The organism is Cobetia sp. 29-18-1 (assembly GCF_029846405.1).
GTDB classification, from domain to species: domain Bacteria; phylum Pseudomonadota; class Gammaproteobacteria; order Pseudomonadales; family Halomonadaceae; genus Cobetia; species Cobetia amphilecti.
Genome location: NZ_JARWKS010000004.1, coordinates 25,969 through 49,866 on the forward strand (window position 1 = coordinate 25,969; position 23,898 = coordinate 49,866).

The following is a 23,898-nucleotide window of genomic DNA, read 5'->3' on the forward strand; positions in this document are numbered from 1 at the left end:
ATATCAGGACTCACGGCTATCAGGACTGACGGCTGTGCCATCCGGCATCGACGACAACGCCGCCCTTCGGGGCGGCGTTGTCGTCTGTGGCTTGTGAGTCGTCTGTGGCTTGAGTGTCGGCTATGGCTTGTCTATCGACTGCGGCCCGCTTTTGGCTAATCGTCCATGGCTCATGGACTCTGATAGTCTGACGGCATGTATAGACGACTGACATCTCATCACAATCTCGTGCTGCTCGATCACTGGCGCAACCTGCTGGAAAGCGAGGGCATCCCCTGTGAGCTGCGCAATCGCCTGCTCGGTTCTGCCGCGGGTGAGTTGCCCGTGCTCGACTGCGAGCCCCAGCTGTGGGTGGCAGAGCATGACCTTCCACGTGCCCGCCGCCTGCTGGCGAGCATCGAGGCCGCGCCGGCCCTGCCGGCTTGGCAGTGTGCCTGTGGCGAACATCTCGAGGGCAGCTTCAGCGAGTGCTGGGCGTGTGGGGCAAGCGCGCCGCAGCAGCCCGCACCACAGGCGCGCCCGCGCGATGAGGACCCGGAGTTCGTGGCATGAGCAAAGGCACCCCGAAGGCGAGCGACGCACCGCCGTTGACGCAAGACTCCCCCGGTTGGGCGTTGCCACGGCCGTTCCTGTTGCCGATCAGCGTGAAGAAGAAGGCGCTGGATGGTTATGGTCACGTCAACAATGCCGAGTATGTGCGCTGGCTGGAGGACATCAGCTGGGCACACTCCGAAGCGTTGGGGCTTGGCCTGGCGCACTACCGTGAGCAGGACCGCGGCATGGCGGTCCACCGTCACGAGATCGACTATCTGGCCAGTGCGCGACTTGGCGATTCACTGATGCTGGCGACCTGGCTGGTGGATTGCGATGGTCGCCTGAGTCTGACGCGTCGCTTCCAGTTGCGCCGGTGCTCGGATGGCCAGACGCTGCTGGAGGCGCGCACGCGCTTTGTCTGCATCGAGCTCTCGAGTGGACGGGCCCGACGCATGCCCGGCGCCTATCGTGAATGCTATTCGGCGGCGCTGGTGAGTGAGGAAACTGCCAGTCAGCGATGATTCCTCGCATTCCACTGCATCATTGGCGTGTTTTGGTGAATCTTGCTGGTATCTGATTGGCGAGACGCTGACGAGTCTGCTGTGCTTGTAGCAGGCGTCGTGATGACGTCAGTGCATTCCGCCAGCAGTGCAAGGAGTTCACCATGCAGATTGCCGTGCCGAAGGAAATCAAGAACCACGAGTATCGCGTCGCCCTCACGCCTGCCGGTGTGCGCGAGCTGATCGCCCAGGGCCATGAGGTGATCGTCGAGTCTGGTGCCGGGGAGGGCAGTGGCTACCCCGATGCGCAATATCAGGGCGTGGGCGCGCGTCTCGAGTCGGACGTCGAGCGGGTCTTTCGCGACGCCGAGCTGATTCTCAAGGTCAAGGAACCGCAGCCGGCCGAGGTCGCGCGGCTCACTAGCGGCCAGACCCTGTTCACCTATCTGCATCTGGCCGCCGCTCGTGAGCTGACCGAGAGCCTGCTGGAGAGCGGCGTGACGGCCATCGCCTACGAGACCATCACGGATGCCGACGGGGGGCTGCCGCTGCTGGCGCCCATGAGTCGCGTCGCCGGGCGCATGGCGATCCAGGCCGGCGCGCACGCGCTGGAGAAGGCGCAGGGCGGCATGGGCGTGCTGTTGCCCGGCGTGCCCGGCGTGCCGCCGGCGCGGGTCACGGTGATCGGTGGTGGCGTAGTGGGGGAGAACGCGGCACGCATGGCGCTGGGGCTGGGCGCCGAGGTGGTGATTCTCGATACCTCACTGGCGCGCCTCGAGACGCTGGATCATCGCTATCAGGGCCAGATTCGTACCGTCTATTCGACCTCCGAGGCGCTGGAAGAAGCGGTGCGGCAATCGGCGTTGATCATCGGTGCCGTGCTGGTGCCCGGCGCGGCGGCTCCCAAGCTGATTCGCCGCGAGCATCTGCGCAAGATGACGCCGGGCGCCGTGCTGGTGGATGTCGCCATCGATCAGGGCGGTTGCTTCGAGACCAGTCAGGCGACCACTCACGCCGAGCCGACCTACGTGGTGGATGGCATCGTGCATTACTGCGTGGCCAACATGCCCGGCGCGGTGGCACGTACCTCGACCCAGGCGCTGACCAGCGCGACGCTGCCGTATATCGTGCGCCTCGCCAATGGCGGCTATCGTGAGGTGCTGAGCCGGGACAGCCACTTTGCCGCGGGCCTCAATGTGCACGCGGGGCAATTGATCCTGCCGGAAGTCGGCGAGGCCTTCGACATGCCGGTCACTGCACTCGCCGAGGCACTGGCGAAGGAGTGAGCCGGGCGCGCCGGCCCTTACGAAGGCTGCACGCCTCAGGGTAAGATGTGGGACATATAGCGACAGGTCATGGTGGCTGCGTTCGAGGACTTCGAGCGGCGCTGCCGCGACCTGTCGTGATCCATTGTGAGCGAGTGCAGCCCCGCGGCACGACCTCCCGACCCAGACGCCCAAGAAGTGCATCCATGACCAAGACCCGCGTTCTTACCGGCATCACGACCACCGGCACCCCTCATCTCGGCAACTATGTCGGCGCCATCAAGCCTGCCATCGAAGCCAGTCAGGACCCGACGGTCCAGTCCTTCTACTTCCTCGCCGACTTCCACGCCCTGATCAAGTGTCAGGACCCGAAGCGCGTGCAGGAGTCGCGTCGTGAGATCGCTGCCACCTGGCTGGCACTGGGTCTGGACACCGACAACGCCATCTTCTATCGCCAGTCGGACGTGCCGGAAATCCCGGAGTTGATGTGGCTGCTCAACTGCGTGTGCGCCAAGGGCTTGATGAACCGCGCGCATGCCTACAAGGGCGCCGTGGCCGAGAACGAAGAGAGCGGCATCGAGGATCTCGATCGCGGCATCAGCATGGGGCTGTTCAGCTATCCGGTGCTGATGGCGGCGGACATCCTGATGTTCAATGCGCACAAGGTGCCGGTGGGGCGTGACCAGATTCAGCATATCGAGATGGCGCGCGACATGGCCGGGCGCTTCAACCACCTCTTCAAGGGCAACTACTTCGCCATGCCCGAGGCGGTGACCGACGAGAAATCCCAGCTGCTGCTGGGCCTCGACGGGCGCAAGATGTCCAAGAGCTACAACAACACCATCCCGCTGTTCGGCACCGAGAAGCAGCTGCTCAAGAGCGTGCGCAAGATCAAGACCAACTCGCTGGAGCCGGGCGAGCCGAAGGACCCGGATACCTGTTCGCTGTTCCAGATCTATTCGGCCTTTGCCACCGAGGCGGAAGTCGCCACCATGCGTGAGCAGTACGCGGCCGGCATCGGCTGGGGCGACGCCAAGAACCAGCTGTTCGAATACCTGAATGATCACCTCAAGGCGCCGCGCGAGCGTTACGTCGAGCTGATGGAAGACCCGGCGCATGTCGAGGCGATCCTCAAGCGTGGCGCCGAGCGTGCCCGCGAAGAGGCCGCACCGATGATGGAGCGCCTGCGTCGCGCCGTCGGTCTGGGCAACTTCATCTAGGTCGCCCGTCCACGCTGCTCGATCGGCCCCCGTCATCTTCCCGGATGGCGGGGGTTTCTGTTACTGGCGCCATCGTTTCAGAGGGTGGCGTCATCGGGGCTGGCGGGCTGATGGCACCCAGGGCGTGATGTCAGGCATATATCTGCGGGGAATGAAAAGCGTGCTGGAAATTCATTCACAGCTATAAAGCGACGCGTTAGGCTTGCCGCATAAATGCTTCAAGCATGCTGAATACACAAGGGGGTACGACATGAGTCAACACGCGATGCCGGGCAAGGCCAGTGAGCCTGCCCAGCCATCTAGCACCATCAACCCTCGCGCCGTCTGGGCGGGTGGGCTGCTGGTCATTGCTTCAGTGCTGCTGGGCCTGGTCGCCGGCTGGCGCCAGGGTCTGCTGTTGCTGATCGGCGGCGCGCTGGGCGTGGTGCTCTACCACGCGGCCTTCGGCTTCACCTCCGCCTGGCGAGTGTTCATCACCGAGCGTCGTGGCCGCGGCCTGCGCGCGCAGATGCTGATGCTGGCGATTGCCGTGGTGCTGTTCTTCCCGGTACTGGCAGCAGGCAGTCTGTGGGGGCAGGACGTCTCCGGCTTCGTCTCGCCGCTGGGCACCTCCGTCGTGGTCGGCGCCTTCCTGTTCGGCCTCGGCATGCAGCTGGGCGGCGGTTGCGCCTCGGGCACGCTGTTCACCGTCGGCGGCGGCAATGCGCGCATGGTGATCACCCTGATCTTCTTTTGCGTCGGCTCAGTGATCGGCACCGCGCACTTCAGCTGGTGGCAGAGCCTGCCGTCACTGCCCGCCGTCTCGCTGGTGGACAGCTTCGGCGCGCTGGGCGGCATCATCGTCAGCCTGGCGCTGTTCGCCATCATAGTGCTGGTGACGCGCACGCTGGAGAAACGTCGTCACGGTGAGCTCGAGAAGGCCGCCGTGACCGACAGCCAGCCGCGCGGCCTGTCACGTTTCCTGCGCGGCCCCTGGCCGCTGCTGGCGGGCGCCGTGGCGCTGGCGCTGCTCAACTTCGCCACCCTGGCGCTGGCCGGGCGTCCGTGGGGTATCACCTCGGCCTTCGCGCTGTGGGGCACCAAGGTCTACACCACGCTGGGCTTCGATGTCAGTGACTGGGGTTACTGGCAGGCGGCAGGCAACGCCAAGGCACTGGCGGCGCCGCTCTACACGGACATCACCACGGTGATGAACATCGGCATCGTGGTGGGGGCGCTGGCGGCAGCGCTGCTGGCCGGCAAGTTCGCACCGAAGTGGAACATCCCGCTGCGCTCGCTGGTGGCTGCCGTGCTGGGTGGCCTGCTGCTGGGCTACGGCGCGCGCCTGGCCTTCGGCTGCAACATCGGCGCCTACTTCGGCGGCATCTCCTCCGGCAGCCTGCATGGCTGGCTGTGGCTGGTGATGGCCTTCGCCGGCAACATGCTGGGCGTGAAGCTGCGTCCCTTCTTCGCCCTTGCGCCGCGCAAGCCGGCATCGCGTGCCGATCTGGCCTGAGCCATACCCCGCACGTGACCGCGAACGCCTCGCTCCTTCCCCGTCAGGGGGGAGCGGGGCGTTTCTCGTCATGCAGTACCCTTGTCTGCGCAACGCACGCCGACCTTGCACAGGCTGCCGGAGATAGCACTGCGCGTGCTATCATCATGCCTTGTTCGCACGTGGAAACTGCACGTCGAAAGGTCCCTCGGACGCCCGGTTGCCAGCAGGTCTTCTGCGGTGCTTCAGCGGGCATGCTGCGCTTGTCTGCCGGCATGCCGGGAAGCTTGCCGAGCGTGAGGTCGTCCCCACTGATTCAAGAGTCTCGCCATGACGGATACTTCCAAGCGCGCCCTGTACGTTCCTTACGCCGGCCCGAGCCTGCTCGAGATGCCGCTGCTCAACAAGGGCAGCGCCTTCAGCCTCGAGGAGCGTGTCAGCTTCAATCTGATGGGCTTGCTGCCGCAGAATGTCGAGAGCATCGAAGAGCAGGTCGCGCGCGTCTACAGCCAGTATCAGCAGTGCGCCACCGACCTCGACAAGCACATCCTGTTGCGCTCGGTGCAGGACGACAACGAGACCCTGTTCTTCCGCGTGATCGAGGAACACCTCGAGGAGATGATGCCGATCATCTACACCCCGACCGTCGGTCAGGCGTGCGAGGAGTTCTCCAACATCTACCGCAACCACCGCGGCCTGTTCATCTCCTACCCGGACCGCGAGCACATGGATGACATCCTGCGTTCCGCGACCAAGGACAACGTCAAGGTCATCGTCGTCACCGATGGCGAGCGTATCCTGGGGCTGGGCGATCAGGGCATCGGCGGCATGGGCATCCCCATCGGCAAGCTGTCGCTGTACACCGCCTGTGGCGGCATCAGCCCGGCCTACACCCTGCCAATCTCGCTGGATCTGGGCACCAACAACCAGAAACTGCTCGACGACCCGCGCTACATGGGCTGGCGTCACGAGCGCGTCACCGGTGATGACTACAACGCCTTCGTGGCCGAGTTCATCACTGCCGTGAAGCGTCGCTGGCCGAAGGCCATGATCCAGTTCGAGGACTTCGCGCAGGCCAACGCCATGCCGCTGCTCGAGCGTTACCGCGATGAAGTCTGCTGCTTCAATGACGACATCCAGGGCACCGCCTCCGTGGTGGTCGCGACCCTGATGGCGGCCTGCAAGGCCAAGGGCGAGAAGCTCTCCGACCAGCGCGTCACCTTCCTGGGTGCCGGTAGCGCCGGCTGCGGTATCGCCGAGATGATCGTGGTGGCGATGGTCAAGGAAGGCATGGAGGAAGCCGAGGCCCGCAAGCGCGTCTTCATGGTCGATCGCTTCGGTCTGCTGACCAGCGACATGGAAGGTCTCTACGACTTCCAGAGCCGTCTGGCCCACGATATCGACAGCGTGGCCGACTTCGGTGACCGCGGTCTGCTGGATGTGGTCAAGGCTGCCAAGCCGAGCGTGCTGATCGGTGTGTCCGGCCAGCGTGGCCTGTTCAGCGAAGACGTGATCCGTGCCGTGCAGGCCGGTTGTGAGAGCCCGCTGGTGATGCCGCTGTCCAACCCGACCTCACGCGTCGAGGCGACGCCGGCGGAAGTCATCGAGTGGACCGACGGCAAGGCGCTGGTCGCCACCGGCAGCCCGTTCGCACCGGTCGAGCACAACGGCCACACCCACGCGATCGCCCAGTGCAACAACGCCTACATCTTCCCGGGCATCGGTCTGGGTGTGCTGGCGTCCAACGCCTCGCGCATCACCGACAACATGCTGATGGCCGCCGCCAATGCGCTGGCCAACAACGCCCCCATCGTCCTGAAGGGCGAGGGCGCGCTGCTGCCGTCACTGGGCGACATCCAGGACATCAGCCGTCAGATCGCCTTCGACGTGGCGCGTCAGGCCCAGACCGATGGCGTGGCGCTGACCTCCAGCGACGAGATCATCCAGGCCAATATCGAGAAGAACTTCTGGCAGCCGCGTTACCGCGCCTACCGTCGCAAGGCGTTCTGATCGCGCCTGCGCCTTCAGTGAGCGCATGAAGCAGATTGCATGAAACAGGTTGCATGAAACAGAGTGCGTAAATGAAGAAGCCCCCGCAGGCCATGCCTGCGGGGGCTTTTGTGTTGCAGTCAGCGCTGCGGTGAGCGGCTGGCGGGTTACAGCATGCCGCGCAGCACGTAGTGGAGGATGCCGCCGTGACGGTAGTACTCCAGCTCGTTGTCGGTATCGATGCGGCACAGCGCCTCGATCTTCTGCTCACCCTTGTCGCTCTTGAAGGTGACCTGGACCTTGCCGCCGGCCGTCAGGTCATTCAGGCCGCTGATGCTGATTTCCTCATCACCGGTCAGCCCCAGCGACTGGCGGCTCTCGCCTTGCGGGAACTGCAGGGGCACCACGCCCATGCCGATCAGGTTGGAGCGGTGGATACGCTCGTAGGACTCGGCGATCACCGCGCGTACGCCCAGCAGCAGGGTGCCCTTGGCGGCCCAGTCACGCGAGGAGCCAGTGCCGTACTCCTTGCCGGCGACCACCACCAGTGGCGTGCCTTCCTCGGCATACTTCATGGCGGCATCGTAGATGGCCATCTGCTCGCCGGACGGCACGTGGCGGGTCTCGCCGCCCTCGACGCCATCGAGCATCTCGTTGCGGATACGCACGTTGGCGAAGGTGCCGCGCATCATCACTTCGTGGTTGCCGCGACGCGAGCCGTAGGAGTTGAAGTCCTTGACCTCGACCCCGTTCTTCTTGAGGTAGCGACCCGCCGGGCTGTCCGGCTTGATGGCACCGGCCGGAGAGATGTGGTCGGTGGTCACCGAGTCGCCGAGCATCGCCAGCACGCGGGCATTCTCGACATCCTGAACGGCTTCCGGCTCGCGTTGCATGCCTTCGAAGAACGGCGGATGCTGGATGTAGGTGGAATCCTTCCACTCATACACTTCGGCTTGCGGCACGTCGATGGCCTGCCAGGTCTCGTCACCGTCGAAGACCTCGGCGTACTCCTTGCGATACATCTCGGTACGCACCTGCTCGACGGCCTCGGCGATCTCGGCCTGACTCGGCCAGATGTCCTTGAGGAAGACGTCATTGCCGTCGGTGTCCTTGCCCAGCGGCTCCTTGGAAAGATCGACCCGCACGGTGCCGGCGAGGGCATAGGCGACCACCAGGGGCGGCGACGCCAGCCAGTTGGTACGCACGTTGGGATGCACGCGACCCTCGAAGTTGCGGTTGCCCGACAGTACCGAGGCGACCGTCAGGTCACGCGTATTGATGGCGTCCTCGACCGGTTCCGGCAGCGGGCCGGAGTTGCCGATACAGGTGGTGCAGCCATAGCCGACCAGGTTGAAGCCCAGCTCGTTGAGGTCATCCTGCACGCCGGCAGTCGCCAGGTAGTCGGTGACGACCTTGGAGCCCGGCGCCAGTGAGGTCTTGACCCATGGCTTGCTGCTCAGGCCTTTCTCGCGTGCCTTGCGCGCCACCAGGCCTGCCGCCAGCATCACGCTGGGGTTGGAGGTGTTGGTGCAGGAGGTGATGGCGGCGATGACGACATCACCGTGATCGAGGCGGAAGGTCTCGCCATTCAGCTCGCTGTAATCGCCGTTCTTCACCTCGCTCTGCTTGTCGTAGCTCTGCTCGACATCGACGGCGGTCTGGCCACCTTCGGACAGCCACTTGCCGTCCTCGATGTCCGGCACTTCGCCCAGCTGATCGCCGAGGATCTTCTCGAAGGTCTGCTTGATGTCGGTGAGGGCGACGCGGTCCTGCGGGCGTTTGGGGCCGGCGAGGGAGGCGACGACCTCGGTCATGTCCAGCTCGAGCGTATCGGAGAAGACCGGCTCGTGGCCCGGCTCGCGCCACAGGCCCTGCTCCTTGGCATAGGCCTCGACCAGCGCGACCTGCTCATCGGAGCGACCGGACAGACGCATGTAGTTGAGCGTCTCGTCATCCAGCGGGAAGAAGCCACAGGTAGCACCATACTCCGGCGCCATGTTGGCGATGGTCGCGCGGTCGGCCAGCGGCAGGTCATCCAGGCCATCACCGTAGAACTCGACAAACTTGCCGACCACGCCACGGCTTCTCAGCATCTGGGTGACGGTCAGTACCAGGTCAGTCGCGGTGATGCCTTCGTTGAGCTTGCCGGTCAGCTTGAAGCCGACCACTTCCGGAATCAGCATCGAGACCGGCTGGCCGAGCATCGCGGCTTCTGCCTCGATACCGCCGACACCCCAGCCCAGCACGCCGAGGCCATTGATCATGGTGGTGTGGGAGTCGGTGCCGACCAGGGTGTCGGGGTAGGCGAAGGTCTTGCCATCTTCCTCGCGGGTGAAGACGGCGCGGCCCAGATATTCCAGGTTCACCTGGTGACAGATACCGGTGCCCGGCGGGACGACGGAGAAGTTGTCGAAGGCCTGCTGGCCCCAGCGCAGGAACTCGTAACGCTCGCGGTTACGCTCCATCTCGATGCGCACGTTGTCCTTGAAGGCGCTCGGATCGCCGTAGTGGTCCACCATCACCGAGTGGTCGATGACCAGGTCCACTGGAGTCAGCGGATTGACCTTCTCGGGGTCGGCGCCGAGCTTCTTGACGGCGTCACGCATGGAGGCCAGGTCGACCACACCGGGCACACCGGTGAAATCCTGCATCAGCACGCGCGCCGGACGATAGCCGATCTCGTGGGTGCTGGAGGCGGTCTTCTGCCAGTCGGCCAGCGCCTTGATGTCTTCCTTGGTCGCGGTTTCACCGTCCTCGAAGCGCAGCTGATTCTCCAGCAGCACCTTGAGCGTGAAGGGCAGTCGCGTCAGGTCGCCAAGCGTGTCGGCCGCCTTCTTGAGCGAGTAGTAGTGATAGCGCTTGTCTCCGACTTCCAGCTCGGAGAGGGTGTCAAGCGAATCCAGTGACTGAGAGCGCTGGGAACCCATGATTCTCCTCCTTGTCGTTGTCTTCACCGGCCAGACTGCTGAAGTGTCATCCAACAGGCGCGTCAGGTGCCTCGGCCGGATGCGACGCGTCGCGAGAGCGACTGCCAGGTCGCGGATGGTTGCCTATATAAGGCTATGGTCATCATGTGACAGGAATTCAAGCGCGCACCGTCATCGAGGATAGTGTGAAGCAAGGAACCCTGCGTCGCGTTCGCTGCCATAGAGATTGCCGCCACGACTCTCGCGCGGCGTGAATGCGGCCTCTAAGGTATCCGGGACAGGGGTATCCGAAACGGTGACATCCAAGACGGTGGCACCCCAGACGGTGCCACTCGCAACGTCCGTCGCGTTCACCATCAGGCACAACGGAGGCTGTCATGAACGAACAAGGGCGCAGGCCGAGCGAATCCGGCGAGCTGCCGGAAGATGATGAGGTTCTGGATGCGGCGGTCGAGCAGTGGCTGGCGGAGCATTCCTCGGGCCAGTCCGATGAATGGCCGGGCCATGAGTTGCTGGAAGACAAGCAGGAAGGAGTGGTCAATGAGGCGCTGCATGAGGCGGAAATCAACTGCCCCTACTGCGACACGCCCTTCACGGTGTTCCTGGATCTGGACGAGGGCAGTCTGACCAACATCATCGACTGCGAGCGTTGCTGTCAGCCGATCCAGGTGCGCCAGCAGGTCGACCCGGTCAGTGGTGAGCTCGAAGGTCTGGATATCGGCCAGGATGACGACGTGCTGTGACGGCATCTCACCTGCGCTGCACGCTGGCGCCGGCAGGCGTCAGTGGCGCAAAGTGACAGGCTTGCAGGAGCAGGGCGCGGCAGATGCTGTATTCTGCAGCCAAGGTCACTTATGATCCCGACACCCGCTGTTGGCGTCATCGAGCTGCCATAGGCAATCTCTATGGTGGTGATTGCAGCAAACATTTGGCATCTGCCACACGTGGCGATTAGTCTGTGTGGCGATTCATCACAAAGGCGGCCCGCTGCCTTTATCATCATTATTCCTCAGGAGATCACCATGAGCGTATTGGTCGGACGTCAGGCCCCGGATTTCGAAGCCGCAGCAGTGCTGGGCGACGGTACCATCGTCGACAACTACAAGCTGTCTGATTCCAACGGCAAGCTGCGCGTGCTGTTCTTCTGGCCGCTGGACTTCACCTTCGTTTGCCCGTCTGAAATCATCGCCCACGACAACCGTCTGGCGAAGTTCAAGGAACTCGGCGTCGAAGTCATCGGTGTGTCCATCGATTCCCAGTTCACTCACCACGCATGGCGCAAGACCTCTCCGGACGCTGGCGGCATCGGTGAAGTCGGCTTCCCGATCGTGGCTGACGTCAAGCATGAAGTCACCCAGGCATACGGCATCGAGCATCCGGAAGCTGGCGTCGCTCTGCGCGCTTCCTTCCTGATCGACGAAGACGGTGTCGTTCAGCACCAGGTCGTCAACAACCTGCCGCTGGGTCGTAACGTCGACGAGATGGTCCGCATGGTCAAGGCTCTGCAGTTCCACCAGACCAACGGCGAAGTCTGCCCGGCAGGCTGGGAAGAAGGTCAGGAAGGTATGAAGGACACCGCTGAAGGTGTTGCCAAGTACCTGGCAGGCCACTCCAGCAGCCTGTAAGTCGCTGCCTGGACGAGATCAGCTCACGCGCTCGCGCTGACTGATCCCGCGACTGCCTTTCGAACCTTCGGTAATGAGTGTCTCGAGAGGTAGGCGAACCGGAAGCCGTCGCCCCTGGCGGCGGCTTCCGCGCATCTGGGCAATGCCATCCTGCGGGGGCGTGCTTGAGCATAAGCTTCTGCGATGCCGGTCTGAGTCCGGTGCTGAAAGCTGGCGGCGTCTGCGCTACTCTGCGCAGTCCTTGTTCGCCTCAACCAGCCCGGCGAGCCAGTCAGCTAGCGATTACAAGTGCTTCCAGCGGGAAGCCTGCGCGGGCGCCAGCCGGCCCGGATCATCACGCCGTGTCCTGAACCATGCCGATCGCATGCGCCGTCTGCAGCGCTGTCGGTATCGTTCAGTACATTGATCGCCAGCAGCCGCCATTGCTGCTGGTGAAATCCTCCGCCTTCATCTGTCACTGAGGTCATCCATGAGCAATGTCCGTCACGAACGTCTGATCATTCTCGGTTCCGGCCCGGCGGGTTACACCGCTGCCGTCTACGCTGCACGTGCCAATCTCAAGCCGCTCCTGATCACCGGCATGCAGATGGGGGGTCAGCTGACCACCACTACTGACGTCGACAACTGGCCCGGCGACGATGCTGGCGTGCAGGGACCGGAGCTGATGGAGCGCATGCGCCGTCACGCCGAGCGCTTCGAGACCGAAGTCCTGTTCGACCACATCAACGAAGTGACCCTCGGCGAGCGTCCGTTCCTGCTCAAGGGTGACAACGGCAGCTACAGCTGTGACGCCCTGATCATCGCCACCGGCGCCAGCGCGCAGTATCTGGGCCTGCCGAGTGAGCAGCAGTTCATGGGCCAGGGCGTCTCGGCCTGTGCGACCTGCGATGGCTTCTTCTATCGCAATCAGGAAGTCGTGGTGGTCGGTGGTGGCAACACCGCTGTCGAGGAAGCGCTGTACCTGTCCAACATCGCCTCCAAGGTCACGCTGGTGCATCGCCGCGACAGCCTGCGCGCCGAGAAGATCCTGCAGGACAAGCTGTTCGACAAGGTCGAGAACGGCAACATGGCGGTCGAATGGCACCACACTCTTGACGAAGTGCTGGGCGACAACTCCGGTGTCACCGGCGTGCGTCTGCGTCATGTCGAGAGCGGTGCCACCAAGGAATTGAGCTCGATGGGCGTGTTCATCGCCATCGGCCACCGTCCGAATACCAGCCTGTTCGAAGGCCAGCTCGACATGCAGGGCGGCTATCTCAAGGTCCAGTCTGGCCTGGAAGGCAATGCCACCCAGACCAGCATCCCCGGCGTCTATGCCTGTGGCGATGTGATGGACCACGTCTACCGTCAGGCGATCACCTCTGCCGGTACCGGCTGCATGGCGGCGCTGGATGCCGAGCGTTACCTGGATGGCCTCATCGCCTGAGATCGCCCTGTCCATTTCGACACGATCCATGTCGACACGATCTGTGTCGAGAGTGTCTGATTCGGCACTGCCTGATTCGAGAAAGTCTGATTCAGCACTGCCCGACCGGCCCCGCAGCCTCGCTGCGGGGCCGGTCTGCGTTCAAGGCCCTGCCAGGTCTGCGCCGGGAGAGCTGAGTGCTGCTGACAGCTCAGTAATGGGGCGGCAGCTCGTCGTGTGGCTGCGCACTGAAAGGTGCTGTCGAGTCTGCATCGCCTTGTTGTTCGCGCAGGGTGCGTAGCTGGCTGGCCATCAGCGCGGTGAGGCGCTCGAGTGTCTCTATCTGGCGCTGCTGGGTGATGACGGTGCGATCGAGGGTCTCGAGCCAGTCATCCTGATGCGCGAGGCGCGATTCCAGTGCTTCCAGTCGGGCTTCCAGGCTGGGATCAGTCGAGGTTGTCATGCATCCGGGCTCCAGAGGGCGAGGGAATGGTCCGCGTGGGCAGTGGGGGAGGAGGGTCAGGCAGCCGCCGTTGGATGACGACTCATGCCACGATTTCTGAGCGATGGCACGCCGAATCGTTGCTGCGGTCGTTGCCTGGATCGTTGTCGAATTACCGCAAAGTGTTGAAGGATTGTCACTGAGTTGCCTCAGACGCATCAGGAAGAGGCGTGATAGACTGTTGACAGTGCGATTGACTTATTTTTCGTATATCGCACCCATTGACGGCCTTCGATTGCCTGCGCTTCGCGCGTCATTGACAGGGCCGGTTCCATCGACTGATGTGGAGTTACCTGCATCACGAGCCACGACGTCACCAGAGCGATGCACAGGCATCTTCGCGTGTATCAGTGATGGTGGCGGGCACCGCCGTGAGGCGCTGCATTCAGGCAGTTTCCCGACTGACGATAGCTGCTGTAACCCTGTCGTGCGGTCAGGCGCTGTCCATTGCGATCAAGGGCAGAACATTCTGATAGGGATCATCCGAAGCACTCATTTCTGCCCTCGCGTTACACCTCCACCCATTACCTAGAGAGTTTATCTTGATGAGTTCCAAGACGTTCTTCCGTTGTTTCATCATCAGCCTGCTGCTGGCACTGCCGGCACCGTTGCTGATTGCTGTCTTCATCACCCTGACCGGCGGCCAGCTGGCCGACACCCTGAGCCAGGCGCTTAGCGTCGAGGGCTTCGAGCTGGCGTACGCGGCTGCCGTCGCGGCCGTGTTCATCCTGCTGTTGATCGCGACGCTTGCCATTCCGGTGCTGTCTCCGCGCTCAGCGGTACTGGCTGAAGTCGAGGACGACGATCGTGAGATCGGCGAGGTCAAGTGGTTCAACGTCAACAAGGGCTACGGTTTCGTGACCCGTGAAAGTGGTGAAGATGTCTTCGTTCACTTCCGTGCCATTCGTGGCAAGGGCCATCGTACCTTGGCCGAAGGACAGAAAGTGCGTTACCACGTCATCAGCAATGAGCGTGGCCTGCAGGCGGATGACGTGACGGTCATCACCTGATCGCTGACTCGCTCAGTGAAAGACGACAACGCCCCGCAGGCTAGCCTGCGGGGCGTTGTCGTTTCATGGACTTGTCACCAGAAGAGGCGGGTCACTCAGCCCTTGTCCGGCCAGGTGAAGGCCTCTTCGCTGCCGTCGGCCATGACGCGGAAGAAGCGGTCCGGCTCATCACCGGGCTGCCAGCTGCCCAGCGAGCAGCGCGTCTCGACCTGCAGGGCCCTGGCGGCGGCGCGTGCGCAGTCGACATCGCGCGCCCAGGGGGTACTGGCGCTGTCGAACCACAGGCTGGCGAAGCCATCGGCGACCTTCTCGACCACCAGTACCGCGATCTCGGCGCCATCACGCGTGAGGCGCGTACGGTGTTGCAGCTTGCCGGCCGGCTGGAAGACGGCGACCTGACCGAACTGCTCGCCCAGCCAGGCGCCCAGTGCTTCCAGGCTCAAGGGCTTGAGGTAGATCTCGATGTCCGGGTACTGCTCATCGGCGTCATTGTGCGGGGTGTCGCTCATGCCGTGGCCTCTTGGGTCGCGGGGACAAACAGGTATTCCAGGATGTGCTCGTAGGCGCTGGATAGTCGGTCCAGATCGCTGGCCATGACGCGTTCATCGATCTTGTGGATGGTCGCGTTGACCGGCCCCAGCTCGACGACCTGAGTGCCGAGCTTGGCGATGAAGCGACCATCGGAGGTGCCGCCTGAGGTGGACAGCACCGGCTTGCGTCCCAGCGCGCGTTCCACGCCGTGCACGGCGGCATCGACCAGCGCGCCCTCCGGCGTCAGGAAGGGCTCGCCGCTCAGGTTCCACTCGATCTCGACGTCCAGACCGTGCTTCTCGAGGATCTCATAGGTGCGACGCTTGAGGTCATCGGCGGTCAGCTCGGTGGAATAGCGGAAGTTGAAGACCACTTCCAGCTCGCCGGGGATGACGTTGGTCGCGCCGGTACCGCCACGGATGTTGGAGATCTGGAAGCTGGTCGCCGGGAAGAAGTCGTTGCCGTTGTCCCAATGCTCGGCAGCCAGGGCGGCCAGCGCCGGGGCGGCATCGTGGATCGGGTTGCGCGCCAGATGCGGGTAGGCCACATGGCCCTGGATGCCCTTGACGTGCATGACCGCACCCAGCGAGCCGCGACGGCCATTCTTGATCACGTCACCGGCGTAGTCGGTGGAGGACGGCTCGCCGACGATGCAGTAGTCGAGGCGCTCGTGATGCTCGCGCAGATACTCGACCACCGCACGGGTGCCGTGAACCGCCGGGCCTTCCTCGTCGGAGGTGATCAAGAAGGCGATGCGGCCTTCGTGGTCGGGGTTGGCGGTCACGAAGCGCTCGGTGGCGGTCAGCATCGCGGCCAGCGAACCCTTCATGTCGGCGGCGCCACGGCCACACAGGAAGCCGGCATCATCGATGCACGGCGAGAACGGCGGATACTGCCAGTTGGCTTCCGGGCCCGTCGGCACGACATCGGTGTGACCGGCGAAGGCCAGCACCGGACCATGATGGCCGCGCACCGCCCAGAAGTTGTCGACATCGCCGAAGGGCAGCCGCGTGATGGTGAAGCCCAGCGCCTCGAGGCGTTCGATCATCAGGGTCTGGCAGTCCAGGTCGTCCGGCGTGACCGAGGGGCGTGAGATGAGATCGAAGGCCAGCTCCAGCGTCGGAGACAGATCGGCGGGGCGTGGCGGAAGCGGTGCGTTTGAATCAGTCATCATGGGCCATCGCTGCAGGCGTCATCGCGAGGAGCGACAGCGCGAAATTCGGGGGAGAGACGAAGTGTCTTCACGCCGGCTCGGGCACTGCTGCCCGAGCCGGGAAATGCCACGACGGCCTGCCAGAGGTGCAGCCCCTGACAGGCCGTCGTCACACGCCTCAGTTGTGGGCGTGCAGGGCATCGTTGAGCGCGATGGCGCTCTTGTTGGTGCGGCACTCGACACGGCCGGTGACGGAGTTGCGACGCAGCAGCAGGTCGTCCTGGCTCGCCAGCTCACGGGCCGCGACCGTCTCGACTTCCTGGCCTTCGTTGTCGAAGACCATGACCTTGGTGCCGGCGGTGATGTAGAGGCCAGCTTCCACGGTGCAGCGATCGCCCAGCGGGATGCCGATACCGGCATTGGCGCCGATCAGGCAGCCTTCGCCGACCTTGATGACGATGTTGCCGCCACCGGACAGGGTGCCCATGGTGGAGCAACCGCCGCCCAGATCAGAGCCCTTGCCGACGAAGACGCCCGCAGAGATGCGGCCTTCGATCATGCCCGGGCCTTCGGTACCGGCATTGAAGTTGCAGAAGCCTTCGTGCATCACGGTGGTGCCTTCGCCCAGGTAGGCGCCCAGGCGCACACGCGCGGTGTCGGCGATACGAATGCCGGTCGGCACCACGTAGTCGGTCATCTTCGGGAACTTGTCGACGCAGTCCACGGACAGGGTGCGACCTTCCAGGCGGGCCTTGAGGCGACGCGCCGGCAGCTCCTCGATGTCGATGGCGCCTTCGCTGGTCCAGGCGACATTCTTGAGCAGACCGAACATGCCGGTCAGGTCGATGCCGTGCGGACGCACCATGCGGTGAGACAGCAGGTGCAGCTTGAGGTAGACCTCCGGCACGCTCTGCGGGGCGTCGTCTTCCTCGATGAACATGGCGACCAGCGGGCGCTGGCTGGCGGCCAGGCTCTCGGCCAGTTCGGCCTGGGCGCTGTCACCGGCGTCGCGCAGGGCGCTGGCCAGGGCGGCGCAGTGTTCCGGCAGGAAGCTGGTGGCGGTGGTGCCAGCCGGTGCGTCCAGTGCCTTGCGAGCGGCGTCAGCAACGGCAGCGGTCGGCTTGAACAGCGGGGCAGGATAGTAGACTTCCAGCCAGTCGCCGGTGGTGTTCTGGGTGCCGATTCCGAGGGCAAGGCTCAACATCGTGTCAATCTCCGGGGTGTCCAGTGGTGTAAGGGGTAACTCAGTCCTGCGGTTCGTAGACCGCCTTGTCATAGCCGATCACCAGATCCATCTCATTGTCGGTGGGATGACGCTCGAGAATGGGACGCTTGATCAGGGTCGGGTGCTCCAGCATCAATGCGCGTGCCGAATTGGCATCGAGGCTGTCACGCTGTTCATCGCTCAGGTTGCGCCAGCTGGTGCTGCGCTTGTTGAGCAGGCTGCTCCAGGCGGTCTGCTCCAGCCAGGATTCCAGCAGGCTGGCGGAGAGGCCATCCTCACGCAGGTCATGCCAGCGATAGGGCACGCCACGGTCGTCGAGGGCGCGGCGCGCCTTGCGGCAGGTATCACAGGTCTTGATGCCGTAGAGCACGTGCATGGCGGTCTCCTTGAGCCAATCCGCCCCGCCGGGCGAGGCTGTCATCCAGTGTTGGGCTGCTGTCAGCCCGTGCAGGCCTGGCGCTCAGCGCAGGCGTTCAACGAAGCGACGCAGGCGCTGGGCGGCTTCGACGGTCTGTTCCAGTTCGGCCACCAGCGCCAGACGAATGCGTCCGGCACCCGGATTCACGCCGTCCACCTCGCGCGCCATGTAGCTTGCCGGCAGCACGCCGACCGCCTCTTCGCGCAGCAGTTCGCGGGTGAAGGCGGCGTCGTCACCGCCGGGCACGGCGGGATACAGGTAGAAGCTGGCTTCCGGGGTCGGGAAGTCCATCACCGGTGCGAGGATTTCGGTTACGGCGGCAAACTTCTCGCGGTAGGCATCGCGATTGGCCAGCACGTGGGCTTCATCATTCCAGGCGGCGATGGAGGCGTGCTGGTGATGCAGCGGCATCGCGCAGCCGTGATAGGTGCGGTAGTGACGGAAGCGACGGATCACCTCGCCATCGCCGGCCACGAAGCCGGAGCGCAGGCCCGGCAGGTTGGAGCGCTTGGACAGCGAGTGGAAGACCACACAGCGCGCGTAGTCATCGCGGCCCATGGCGGCACAGGCCTGCAGCAGTCCCGGCGGCGGCGTGGACTCGTCGAGATAGAGCTCCGAGTAGCACTCATCGGAGGCGATCAGGAAGTCGTGCTCGTCGGCGAGGCGAATCAGCTGCTGGAAGTCCTCCAGCGGTGTCACGGCGCCGGTGGGATTCCCCGGCGAGCAGATGAAGACGATCTGGGTATCACGCCACACCTCGGCCGGCACCGCCGCGTAGTCGGGGCGGAAGCCATTCTCGGCGGGGCAGGGCAGGTAGGTGACCTCACCGCCGGCCAGCAGCGTCGCGCCTTCGTAGATCTGATAGAAGGGGTTCGGCACCAGTACGCGCGCCGGACGCGTGCTGTCCAGCGAGGCCTGGATGAAGGCGAACAGTGCCTCGCGGGTGCCGGTGACCGGCAGGACCTGCTGGTCGATATCCGGCGTGGCGTTGAGCGAGAAGCGCTTCGCGAGCCAGTCGGCGATCGCCTGGCGCAATTCCCCCAGACCGCCGGTGGCGGGGTACTTGGCCACGCCCATGATGTGCTCGCGCAGGGTGTCGAGCACGAACTCGGGCGGCGCGTGACGCGGCTCGCCGATGGTCAGTGCAATCGGGTCCAGGGCGGGATTGGGCACGACGCCCTCGCGCAGCTTGGCCAGGGTTTCAAACGGGTAGGGCTTGAGCTGGTCGAGATCCGGGTTCATGCACGTTCCATGGGTGATGGCCGTGGCAGCCAGGCTGCCGGCCGAGCAGGGAGGAAGGCGTCCGCGAGTCACCGGACTGCCATGCAGGTCGACTCGCGATTATAGGGAAGCCGGCCGGTCCCCTCAATCGCGGGGTGCCGGCCGGCGCTTTCCCTCTGTACTCTCGTCACGTGCCGTCGCGCGTCTCAGCCGCGCTCGCCGACCTCGAGGACTTCGGTGAGGGCGTCACGCAGACGTGTCTGGCGCTCGGGGTCGGTGATGGGCTCGCCGGCGCGGTCGGTGATGAAGAAGATATCCTCGACGCGCTCGCCGAGGGTGGCGATCTTGGCGGCATCGATGGCGATCTCGTGCTCCATGAACACGCGGCCGATGCGCGCCAGCAGGCCCGGGCGGTCCGAGGCGATCACTTCCAGCACGCTGCGGCCGTTGGTGTAGTCCTGACTCAGCGTGATGCGCGGCGCGATGCGGAAATGCTTGAGCTGGCGCGGCGTGTGGCGATTGACGATCACCGAGTAGTCATCCGGGTCATCCAGCTCTTCGACCAGATGGGTGCGGATATCGGCCAGGCGCGCGGCGTCGCGGATCGGCTCACCGTCATCGTCGAGCAGGATGAAGGTGTTGAGCGTCCAGTTGTGACTGGAGGTGGCGATGCGTGCATCGTGGATCGAGAGCCCCAGCTGCTCCAGCGCCGCGGCGGTGGCCGCGAACAGGTTGTCCACCGAGCGAGTGTGGATGAAGACCTTGGTGCCGCCTTCGGTCATCTCCTCGGTGGGCGCGCTGGTCAGTACCAGCGGCAGCGGCTCGCCATGCTCGTCGAGCTGCGGTGCCGCCTGGCGCGCGAGGATGCCCTGGGTGTGCCAGGCCACCTCGCTGGGCGCATAGCGCACGAAGTAGTCGTCGCCGAGGCTGGCCCACAGCGCCTCGGCGTCAGTGCGGGTGGTGCCCATGCCGGCCAGCAGGGACAGCGCTTCCTCACGGGTCTCGGTGATCCACTCGTGGCGCTCCGGCGGATGCTCGAGGCCACGGCGCAGCGCCCGGCGCGTCTCCATGTGCAGCTGGCGCAGCAATGCCGCACGCCAGCCGTTCCACAGCGACGGGTTGGTGGCGTTGATGTCGGCCACCGTCAGCACGTAGAGATAATCGAGGTGCGTCTCGTCGCCGACGATCTCGGCGAAGCGCGTGATGATCTCGGGGTCGGCGATGTCCTGCTTCTGCGCGGTCATCGACATCAGCAGGTGGTGGCGCACCAGCCAGCTCAGGGTGCGGGTGTCGCGCGGGCTGAGGTCATGACGGCGCGCGAAGTCCTCGACTTCCTCGGCACCGATCTCGGAGTGGTCGCCGCCACGGCCCTTGCCGATGTCGTGATAGAGCCCGGCGATCCACAGCAGCTCCAGCTTGGGCAGCTCGCGGATCAGGGTCGCGGCGACCGGGAATTCCTCCTCGGCATCGGGGGCGCGGAATTCCTGGGCGACCTTGAGCAGGCGCAGGGTATGCGCATCGACGGTGTAGACGTGGAAGAGGTCGTGCTGCATCAGCCCCACGGCGCGCCCGAAGGCCGGCAGGTACTTGCCGAGGATGCCGTAGCGCGCCATGCGCTTGAGTACGCGGGGCACGTTGCCGCCACAGCGCATCAGCTCCATGAACAGGCTCTGGTGGCGCACGTCGTCGCGGAAGGCGTCGTCGATCTGGTGGCGATGATCACGCAGCGCGCGGATGGTGTCGGCGCGCACACCCTCGATCTCCGGGTGCTGCGCCATCAGCAGGAACAGCTCCAGCAGCGCGGCGGGGCGGCGGCGGAACACGCCTTCCTCGCGCAGGCTGATGTAGCCGCTGCGGATCTCGAAGCGTGGATTGAGCGGCACGATGTTGACCGGCTCGTCATGACGCAGGATGGCCTCGTCGAAGTGCTGCAGCAGCATGTCGTTGAGGCCCGCCAGGGCGGTGACGTGGCGGTAGTAGCGCTTCATGAACTGCTCGACCGCCAGATGCTCGGGCGTGTCGCGGAAGCCGAACAGCTCGGCGATGGTGCGCTGGTGGTCGAACAGCAGCCGGTCCTCGGCGCGTCCGGCCAGCATATGCAGCGCGAAGCGCACCTGCCACAGGAAGGCCTGGCCCTGGCTGAGAATGCGCAGTTCGGCATCATTCATGAAACCCAGCGCGACCAGGTTGTCGTAGCGCTCGACCCCGAAGTGACGCTTGGCGACCCAGCCGATCATCTGGATATCGCGCAGGCCGCCGGGCGACGACTTGATGTTGGGTTCGAGGTGATATTCGGTGTTGGCGAACTTGTGGTGGCGAGCGATCTGCTCCTGCCACTTGGCCTCGAAGAAGGCTTCGGCCGGCCACAGACGGTCGGTGGCCAGACGTTCGCGCATGGCCTCGCGCAGCCGCTGCGGGCCGGCGATGACACGGGATTCCAGCAGGTTGGTGATCACGGTGACATCGGCGCGTGCCTCACGCTCGCAGTCACTCAGCGAGCGCACGGACTGGCCGATCTCGAGACCGATGTCCCACAGGAAGGTGATGAAGTCGGACAGCGCCTCACGATAGGGCGTGTCGTCGTCCTGCTCCAGCAACAGCAGCAGGTCGATGTCGGAATGCGGGTGCAGCTCGCCGCGGCCGTAGCCGCCCACGGCGAGCAGGGCGATGCCGTCATCCGGCCAGGTCTGGCGCTGCCAGGCGATGGCCAGCAGGCGGTCGATGGCGCGGGCACGACCATGGATGAGGTCGCGGATGTCGGCGCCCGCCTTGAAGCGAGCCTCGAGACGCTCCTGTACCTGTGCCAGAGCCCGCTTGAAAAACGGGATGGGTGTCTTCGTCGTGGCCAGCTCGCCGTCGAAGGTGACGGCATCGTAGAGCGCTTCACGCTCGACGAAGTGATAGTGGTGCAGGAGCATCTTGATCAACCCTCGAGGAAGGAGAGGTCCTCTTCCGTGCGACGTGTCAGTACCTCGACGCCGGTGGCGGTGACCAGCAGGGTGTGCTCCCACTGGGCCGAGAGGCTCTTGTCCTTGGTGACAGCTGTCCAGTCGTCCTTGAGGACCTTCACTTTGTAGCCACCGACATTGACCATCGGCTCGATGGTCAGGCACATGCCTTCCAGAAGCTCGGCGTCGGCACGGGCTTCGTAGCCGTCATAGTGCAGCACCTGCGGGTCTTCATGGAAGCCGGCGCCGATACCGTGGCCGCAGAAGTCACGCACGACACTGTAGCCCGCCGCTTCGGCATGCTTCTGGATCGCGCGACCGATTTCTGACAGGCGTACGCCCGGGCGTACCAGCTCGATGCCTTTATAGAGGCATTCCTGGGTGACGCGGCACAGACGCTCGGCCTGGATGCTCGGCTCGCCGACGATGTACATCTTCGAGGTGTCGCCGTGATAGCCGTCCTTGATCACGGTGATGTCGATGTTGAGGATGTCGCCTTTCTTGAGCTTCTTGTTGTCATCGGGGATGCCGTGACAGACCACGTGATTGATCGAGGTGCAGATCGATTTCGGGAAGCCGTGGTAGTTGAGCGGCGCCGGAATGCAGCCCTGAACTTCGGTGATGTGGTGGTGCGCGATGCGGTTGAGCTCGCCCGTGGTGACGCCGGGACGGACATGCTCGTCGAGCAGCTCCAGCACTTCAGCCGCCAGACGGCCGGCGACGCGCATCTTGTCGATTTCTTCAGCTGTCTTGATGGGAATGTTCATGAGGACTCGAGGCAGGAGATAAGAGGGATGAAACGCCGCCAGGCCGCGCGTGACGGGGGAATGGCGCGACGCATCGCATGCCGCGTCGGGCAGTGGCGACTTCATATCGTGGTCGAGCTATGGTATAAAGCCGCGCGCTTTCCTGCAAATTCTCCTCGATCGGCCACCTCCGGGCGCCTGGCCGAGGCGAGATTGAAGGACTGACGTACATAACCCCAATCCACACACGTTCCGTCACATGGTCCCGGGTGCCGCGCAAGCGGTCGGATCCATGGGGGACGTGGAGGCCCAACCCGATATCCAGGAGATATTCACATGGCGCAAGTCAACATGCGCGATCTGCTCAAGGCAGGCGCACACTTCGGTCACCAGACCAAGTACTGGAACCCGAAGATGTCCAAGTTCATCTTCGGCGCTCGCAACAAGATCCACATCATCAACCTCGAGCACACCCTGCCGGCGCTGAACGAAGCCGTGTCAGTGGTCGAGAAGATGGCTGCCAATGGCAACAAGATCATGTTCGTGGGCACCAAGCGCGCTGCCGGCAAGATCATCAAGGAAGAAGCTCGCAAGGCTGGCCAGCCGTACGTCAACCATCGCTGGTTGGGCGGCATGCTGACCAACTTCAAGACCATCCGTCAGTCCATCAAGCGCCTGCGTGAAATCGAGCAGATGCATGAAGACGGTACCTTCGCGAAGCTGACCAAGAAAGAAGTCCTGATGGCCACTCGTGAGCAGGACAAGCTCGAGCGCTCCATCGGCGGTATCAAGGACATGGGCGGCCTGCCGGACGCAATGTTCGTGATCGACGTTGACCACGAGCGCATCGCGATCAACGAAGCCAACAAGCTGGGCATCCCGGTCATCGGCGTCGTCGATACCAACTCCAACCCGGACGGCGTGGACTACGTCATCCCGGGTAACGATGACTCCATCCGCGCCATCCAGATCTATGTCCAGGCAATTGCAGGCGCCTGTGGCAAGAACAAGGAAGAAGAGCTGGCCGGTGAGTTCGTCGAAACTGCTTCTGAAGAAGACGCAGCAGAGTGATCCTGGCGGCTTGATCTGACTGTCACAAACGCTGCGCTACACTAAGTGCGGCATGGCCTAGCCAGGTGGCAGTCAGGTCAGGCAATGAGGGGGCCACGGCCCCCTTATTTGCGACCGTTCAGCGGTCGTGACCG

The 23,898-nt window shown here is 64.1% G+C and carries 20 protein-coding genes; 11 read left to right on the top strand and 9 right to left on the bottom strand.

Annotated elements, in window-relative coordinates; all coding sequences use genetic code 11:
* Positions 1–195: 195 nt before the first annotated feature.
* From QD208_RS04235 to QD208_RS04260, 6 genes are all read left to right on the top strand, one after another.
* A complete protein-coding gene (locus tag QD208_RS04235; RefSeq protein ID WP_279835858.1) occupies positions 196–552 on the top strand; it encodes a DUF2007 domain-containing protein in 357 nt (118 codons plus the stop codon).
* Positions 549–1,055, top strand: coding sequence for a thioesterase family protein (locus tag QD208_RS04240; RefSeq protein ID WP_216060563.1), 507 nt, complete (start codon positions 549–551; stop codon positions 1,053–1,055). The genes QD208_RS04235 and QD208_RS04240 overlap by 4 nt, the downstream gene beginning before the upstream one ends.
* A 143-nt stretch (positions 1,056–1,198) precedes the next feature.
* Positions 1,199–2,320, top strand: a complete 1,122-nt coding sequence (gene ald, locus QD208_RS04245; protein WP_279835860.1) for an alanine dehydrogenase — start codon at positions 1,199–1,201, stop codon at positions 2,318–2,320.
* A 185-nt stretch (positions 2,321–2,505) separates the two neighbouring features.
* The gene (locus tag QD208_RS04250) at positions 2,506–3,519 is read left to right on the top strand and encodes a tryptophan--tRNA ligase (protein WP_279835861.1); all 1,014 of its coding nucleotides are present in this window, start codon (positions 2,506–2,508) and stop codon (positions 3,517–3,519) included.
* A gap of 265 nt (positions 3,520–3,784) precedes the next feature.
* Complete coding sequence (locus QD208_RS04255) at positions 3,785–5,014, top strand: YeeE/YedE family protein (RefSeq protein WP_213113652.1); 1,230 nt, start codon at positions 3,785–3,787, stop codon at positions 5,012–5,014.
* Between the two features lie 309 nt (positions 5,015–5,323).
* Complete coding sequence (locus QD208_RS04260; RefSeq protein WP_043333048.1) at positions 5,324–7,003, top strand: NAD-dependent malic enzyme; 1,680 nt, start codon at positions 5,324–5,326, stop codon at positions 7,001–7,003.
* Positions 7,004–7,149: 146 nt separating this feature from the next.
* On the opposite strand, the gene acnA is transcribed toward QD208_RS04260, so the two are convergent.
* Positions 7,150–9,909 (bottom strand): aconitate hydratase AcnA, encoded by a 2,760-nt coding sequence (acnA, locus tag QD208_RS04265; protein ID WP_215823533.1) that lies wholly within the window; start codon positions 9,907–9,909, stop codon positions 7,150–7,152.
* Between the two features lie 377 nt (positions 9,910–10,286).
* Here acnA and QD208_RS04270 point away from each other — a divergent pair, with 377 nt between their 5' ends.
* From QD208_RS04270 to trxB, 3 genes are all read left to right on the top strand, one after another.
* The gene (locus QD208_RS04270) at positions 10,287–10,652 is read left to right on the top strand and encodes a CPXCG motif-containing cysteine-rich protein (RefSeq protein ID WP_153636610.1); all 366 of its coding nucleotides are present in this window, start codon (positions 10,287–10,289) and stop codon (positions 10,650–10,652) included.
* A gap of 279 nt (positions 10,653–10,931) precedes the next feature.
* Positions 10,932–11,534, top strand: a complete 603-nt coding sequence (locus QD208_RS04275; RefSeq protein ID WP_043333044.1) for a peroxiredoxin — start codon at positions 10,932–10,934, stop codon at positions 11,532–11,534.
* A gap of 469 nt (positions 11,535–12,003) precedes the next feature.
* The gene (gene trxB, locus QD208_RS04280; RefSeq protein ID WP_043333042.1) at positions 12,004–12,960 is read left to right on the top strand and encodes a thioredoxin-disulfide reductase; all 957 of its coding nucleotides are present in this window, start codon (positions 12,004–12,006) and stop codon (positions 12,958–12,960) included.
* A gap of 190 nt (positions 12,961–13,150) precedes the next feature.
* On the opposite strand, the gene QD208_RS04285 is transcribed toward trxB, so the two are convergent.
* Positions 13,151–13,402, bottom strand: a complete 252-nt coding sequence (locus QD208_RS04285) for a SlyX family protein (protein WP_279835865.1) — start codon at positions 13,400–13,402, stop codon at positions 13,151–13,153.
* A gap of 584 nt (positions 13,403–13,986) precedes the next feature.
* Between QD208_RS04285 and QD208_RS04290 the strand changes: the two genes are divergently transcribed.
* Positions 13,987–14,451, top strand: coding sequence for a cold-shock protein (locus tag QD208_RS04290; protein ID WP_043333039.1), 465 nt, complete (start codon positions 13,987–13,989; stop codon positions 14,449–14,451).
* Between the two features lie 95 nt (positions 14,452–14,546).
* On the opposite strand, the gene QD208_RS04295 is transcribed toward QD208_RS04290, so the two are convergent.
* From QD208_RS04295 to map, 7 genes are all read right to left on the bottom strand, one after another.
* The gene (locus QD208_RS04295; protein WP_279835866.1) at positions 14,547–14,960 is read right to left on the bottom strand and encodes a hypothetical protein; all 414 of its coding nucleotides are present in this window, start codon (positions 14,958–14,960) and stop codon (positions 14,547–14,549) included.
* Positions 14,957–16,156 (bottom strand): succinyl-diaminopimelate desuccinylase, encoded by a 1,200-nt coding sequence (gene dapE / locus QD208_RS04300; protein ID WP_279835868.1) that lies wholly within the window; start codon positions 16,154–16,156, stop codon positions 14,957–14,959. The genes QD208_RS04295 and dapE overlap by 4 nt, the downstream gene beginning before the upstream one ends.
* Before the next feature lie 157 nt (positions 16,157–16,313).
* Positions 16,314–17,339, bottom strand: a complete 1,026-nt coding sequence (gene dapD, locus QD208_RS04305) for a 2,3,4,5-tetrahydropyridine-2,6-dicarboxylate N-succinyltransferase (RefSeq protein WP_279835870.1) — start codon at positions 17,337–17,339, stop codon at positions 16,314–16,316.
* A gap of 40 nt (positions 17,340–17,379) precedes the next feature.
* Complete coding sequence (locus QD208_RS04310; protein WP_279835872.1) at positions 17,380–17,736, bottom strand: ArsC family reductase; 357 nt, start codon at positions 17,734–17,736, stop codon at positions 17,380–17,382.
* Between the two features lie 84 nt (positions 17,737–17,820).
* On the bottom strand, positions 17,821–19,020 hold the full coding sequence (gene dapC, locus QD208_RS04315; RefSeq protein WP_279835874.1) for a succinyldiaminopimelate transaminase: 1,200 nt from the start codon (positions 19,018–19,020) through the stop codon (positions 17,821–17,823).
* Between the two features lie 185 nt (positions 19,021–19,205).
* Positions 19,206–21,917: a [protein-PII] uridylyltransferase gene (locus QD208_RS04320; RefSeq protein WP_279835875.1), complete on the bottom strand. Its 2,712-nt coding sequence runs from the start codon at positions 21,915–21,917 to the stop codon at positions 19,206–19,208.
* Between the two features lie 5 nt (positions 21,918–21,922).
* A complete protein-coding gene (map, locus tag QD208_RS04325) occupies positions 21,923–22,714 on the bottom strand; it encodes a type I methionyl aminopeptidase (RefSeq protein ID WP_043333030.1) in 792 nt (263 codons plus the stop codon).
* Positions 22,715–23,029: 315 nt separating this feature from the next.
* Here map and rpsB point away from each other — a divergent pair, with 315 nt between their 5' ends.
* Entirely contained in the window at positions 23,030–23,764 is a 735-nt protein-coding gene (rpsB, locus tag QD208_RS04330) for a 30S ribosomal protein S2 (RefSeq protein ID WP_043333027.1), read from the top strand.
* The last annotated feature ends 134 nt before the right edge of the window (positions 23,765–23,898 follow it).

Excerpts from the sequence above, each read along its gene's own strand:
- rpsB (WP_043333027.1), top strand. The coding sequence starts at position 23,030 with ATGGCGCAAGTCAACATGCGCGATCTGCTCAAGGCAGGCGCACACTTC.
- QD208_RS04285 (WP_279835865.1), bottom strand. The coding sequence starts at position 13,402 with ATGACAACCTCGACTGATCCCAGCCTGGAAGCCCGACTGGAAGCACTG.
- QD208_RS04290 (WP_043333039.1), top strand. The coding sequence starts at position 13,987 with ATGAGTTCCAAGACGTTCTTCCGTTGTTTCATCATCAGCCTGCTGCTG.
- dapD (WP_279835870.1), bottom strand. The coding sequence starts at position 17,339 with ATGTTGAGCCTTGCCCTCGGAATCGGCACCCAGAACACCACCGGCGAC.
- QD208_RS04295 (WP_279835866.1), bottom strand. The coding sequence starts at position 14,960 with ATGAGCGACACCCCGCACAATGACGCCGATGAGCAGTACCCGGACATC.
- map (WP_043333030.1), bottom strand. The coding sequence starts at position 22,714 with ATGAACATTCCCATCAAGACAGCTGAAGAAATCGACAAGATGCGCGTC.
- trxB (WP_043333042.1), top strand. The coding sequence starts at position 12,004 with ATGAGCAATGTCCGTCACGAACGTCTGATCATTCTCGGTTCCGGCCCG.
- dapE (WP_279835868.1), bottom strand. The coding sequence starts at position 16,156 with ATGATGACTGATTCAAACGCACCGCTTCCGCCACGCCCCGCCGATCTG.
- dapC (WP_279835874.1), bottom strand. The coding sequence starts at position 19,020 with ATGAACCCGGATCTCGACCAGCTCAAGCCCTACCCGTTTGAAACCCTG.
- QD208_RS04310 (WP_279835872.1), bottom strand. The coding sequence starts at position 17,736 with ATGCACGTGCTCTACGGCATCAAGACCTGTGATACCTGCCGCAAGGCG.
- QD208_RS04250 (WP_279835861.1), top strand. The coding sequence starts at position 2,506 with ATGACCAAGACCCGCGTTCTTACCGGCATCACGACCACCGGCACCCCT.
- QD208_RS04235 (WP_279835858.1), top strand. The coding sequence starts at position 196 with ATGTATAGACGACTGACATCTCATCACAATCTCGTGCTGCTCGATCAC.
- QD208_RS04255 (WP_213113652.1), top strand. The coding sequence starts at position 3,785 with ATGCCGGGCAAGGCCAGTGAGCCTGCCCAGCCATCTAGCACCATCAAC.
- acnA (WP_215823533.1), bottom strand. The coding sequence starts at position 9,909 with ATGGGTTCCCAGCGCTCTCAGTCACTGGATTCGCTTGACACCCTCTCC.
- QD208_RS04240 (WP_216060563.1), top strand. The coding sequence starts at position 549 with ATGAGCAAAGGCACCCCGAAGGCGAGCGACGCACCGCCGTTGACGCAA.
- QD208_RS04320 (WP_279835875.1), bottom strand. The coding sequence starts at position 21,917 with ATGCTCCTGCACCACTATCACTTCGTCGAGCGTGAAGCGCTCTACGAT.
- ald (WP_279835860.1), top strand. The coding sequence starts at position 1,199 with ATGCAGATTGCCGTGCCGAAGGAAATCAAGAACCACGAGTATCGCGTC.
- QD208_RS04275 (WP_043333044.1), top strand. The coding sequence starts at position 10,932 with ATGAGCGTATTGGTCGGACGTCAGGCCCCGGATTTCGAAGCCGCAGCA.
- QD208_RS04270 (WP_153636610.1), top strand. The coding sequence starts at position 10,287 with ATGAACGAACAAGGGCGCAGGCCGAGCGAATCCGGCGAGCTGCCGGAA.
- QD208_RS04260 (WP_043333048.1), top strand. The coding sequence starts at position 5,324 with ATGACGGATACTTCCAAGCGCGCCCTGTACGTTCCTTACGCCGGCCCG.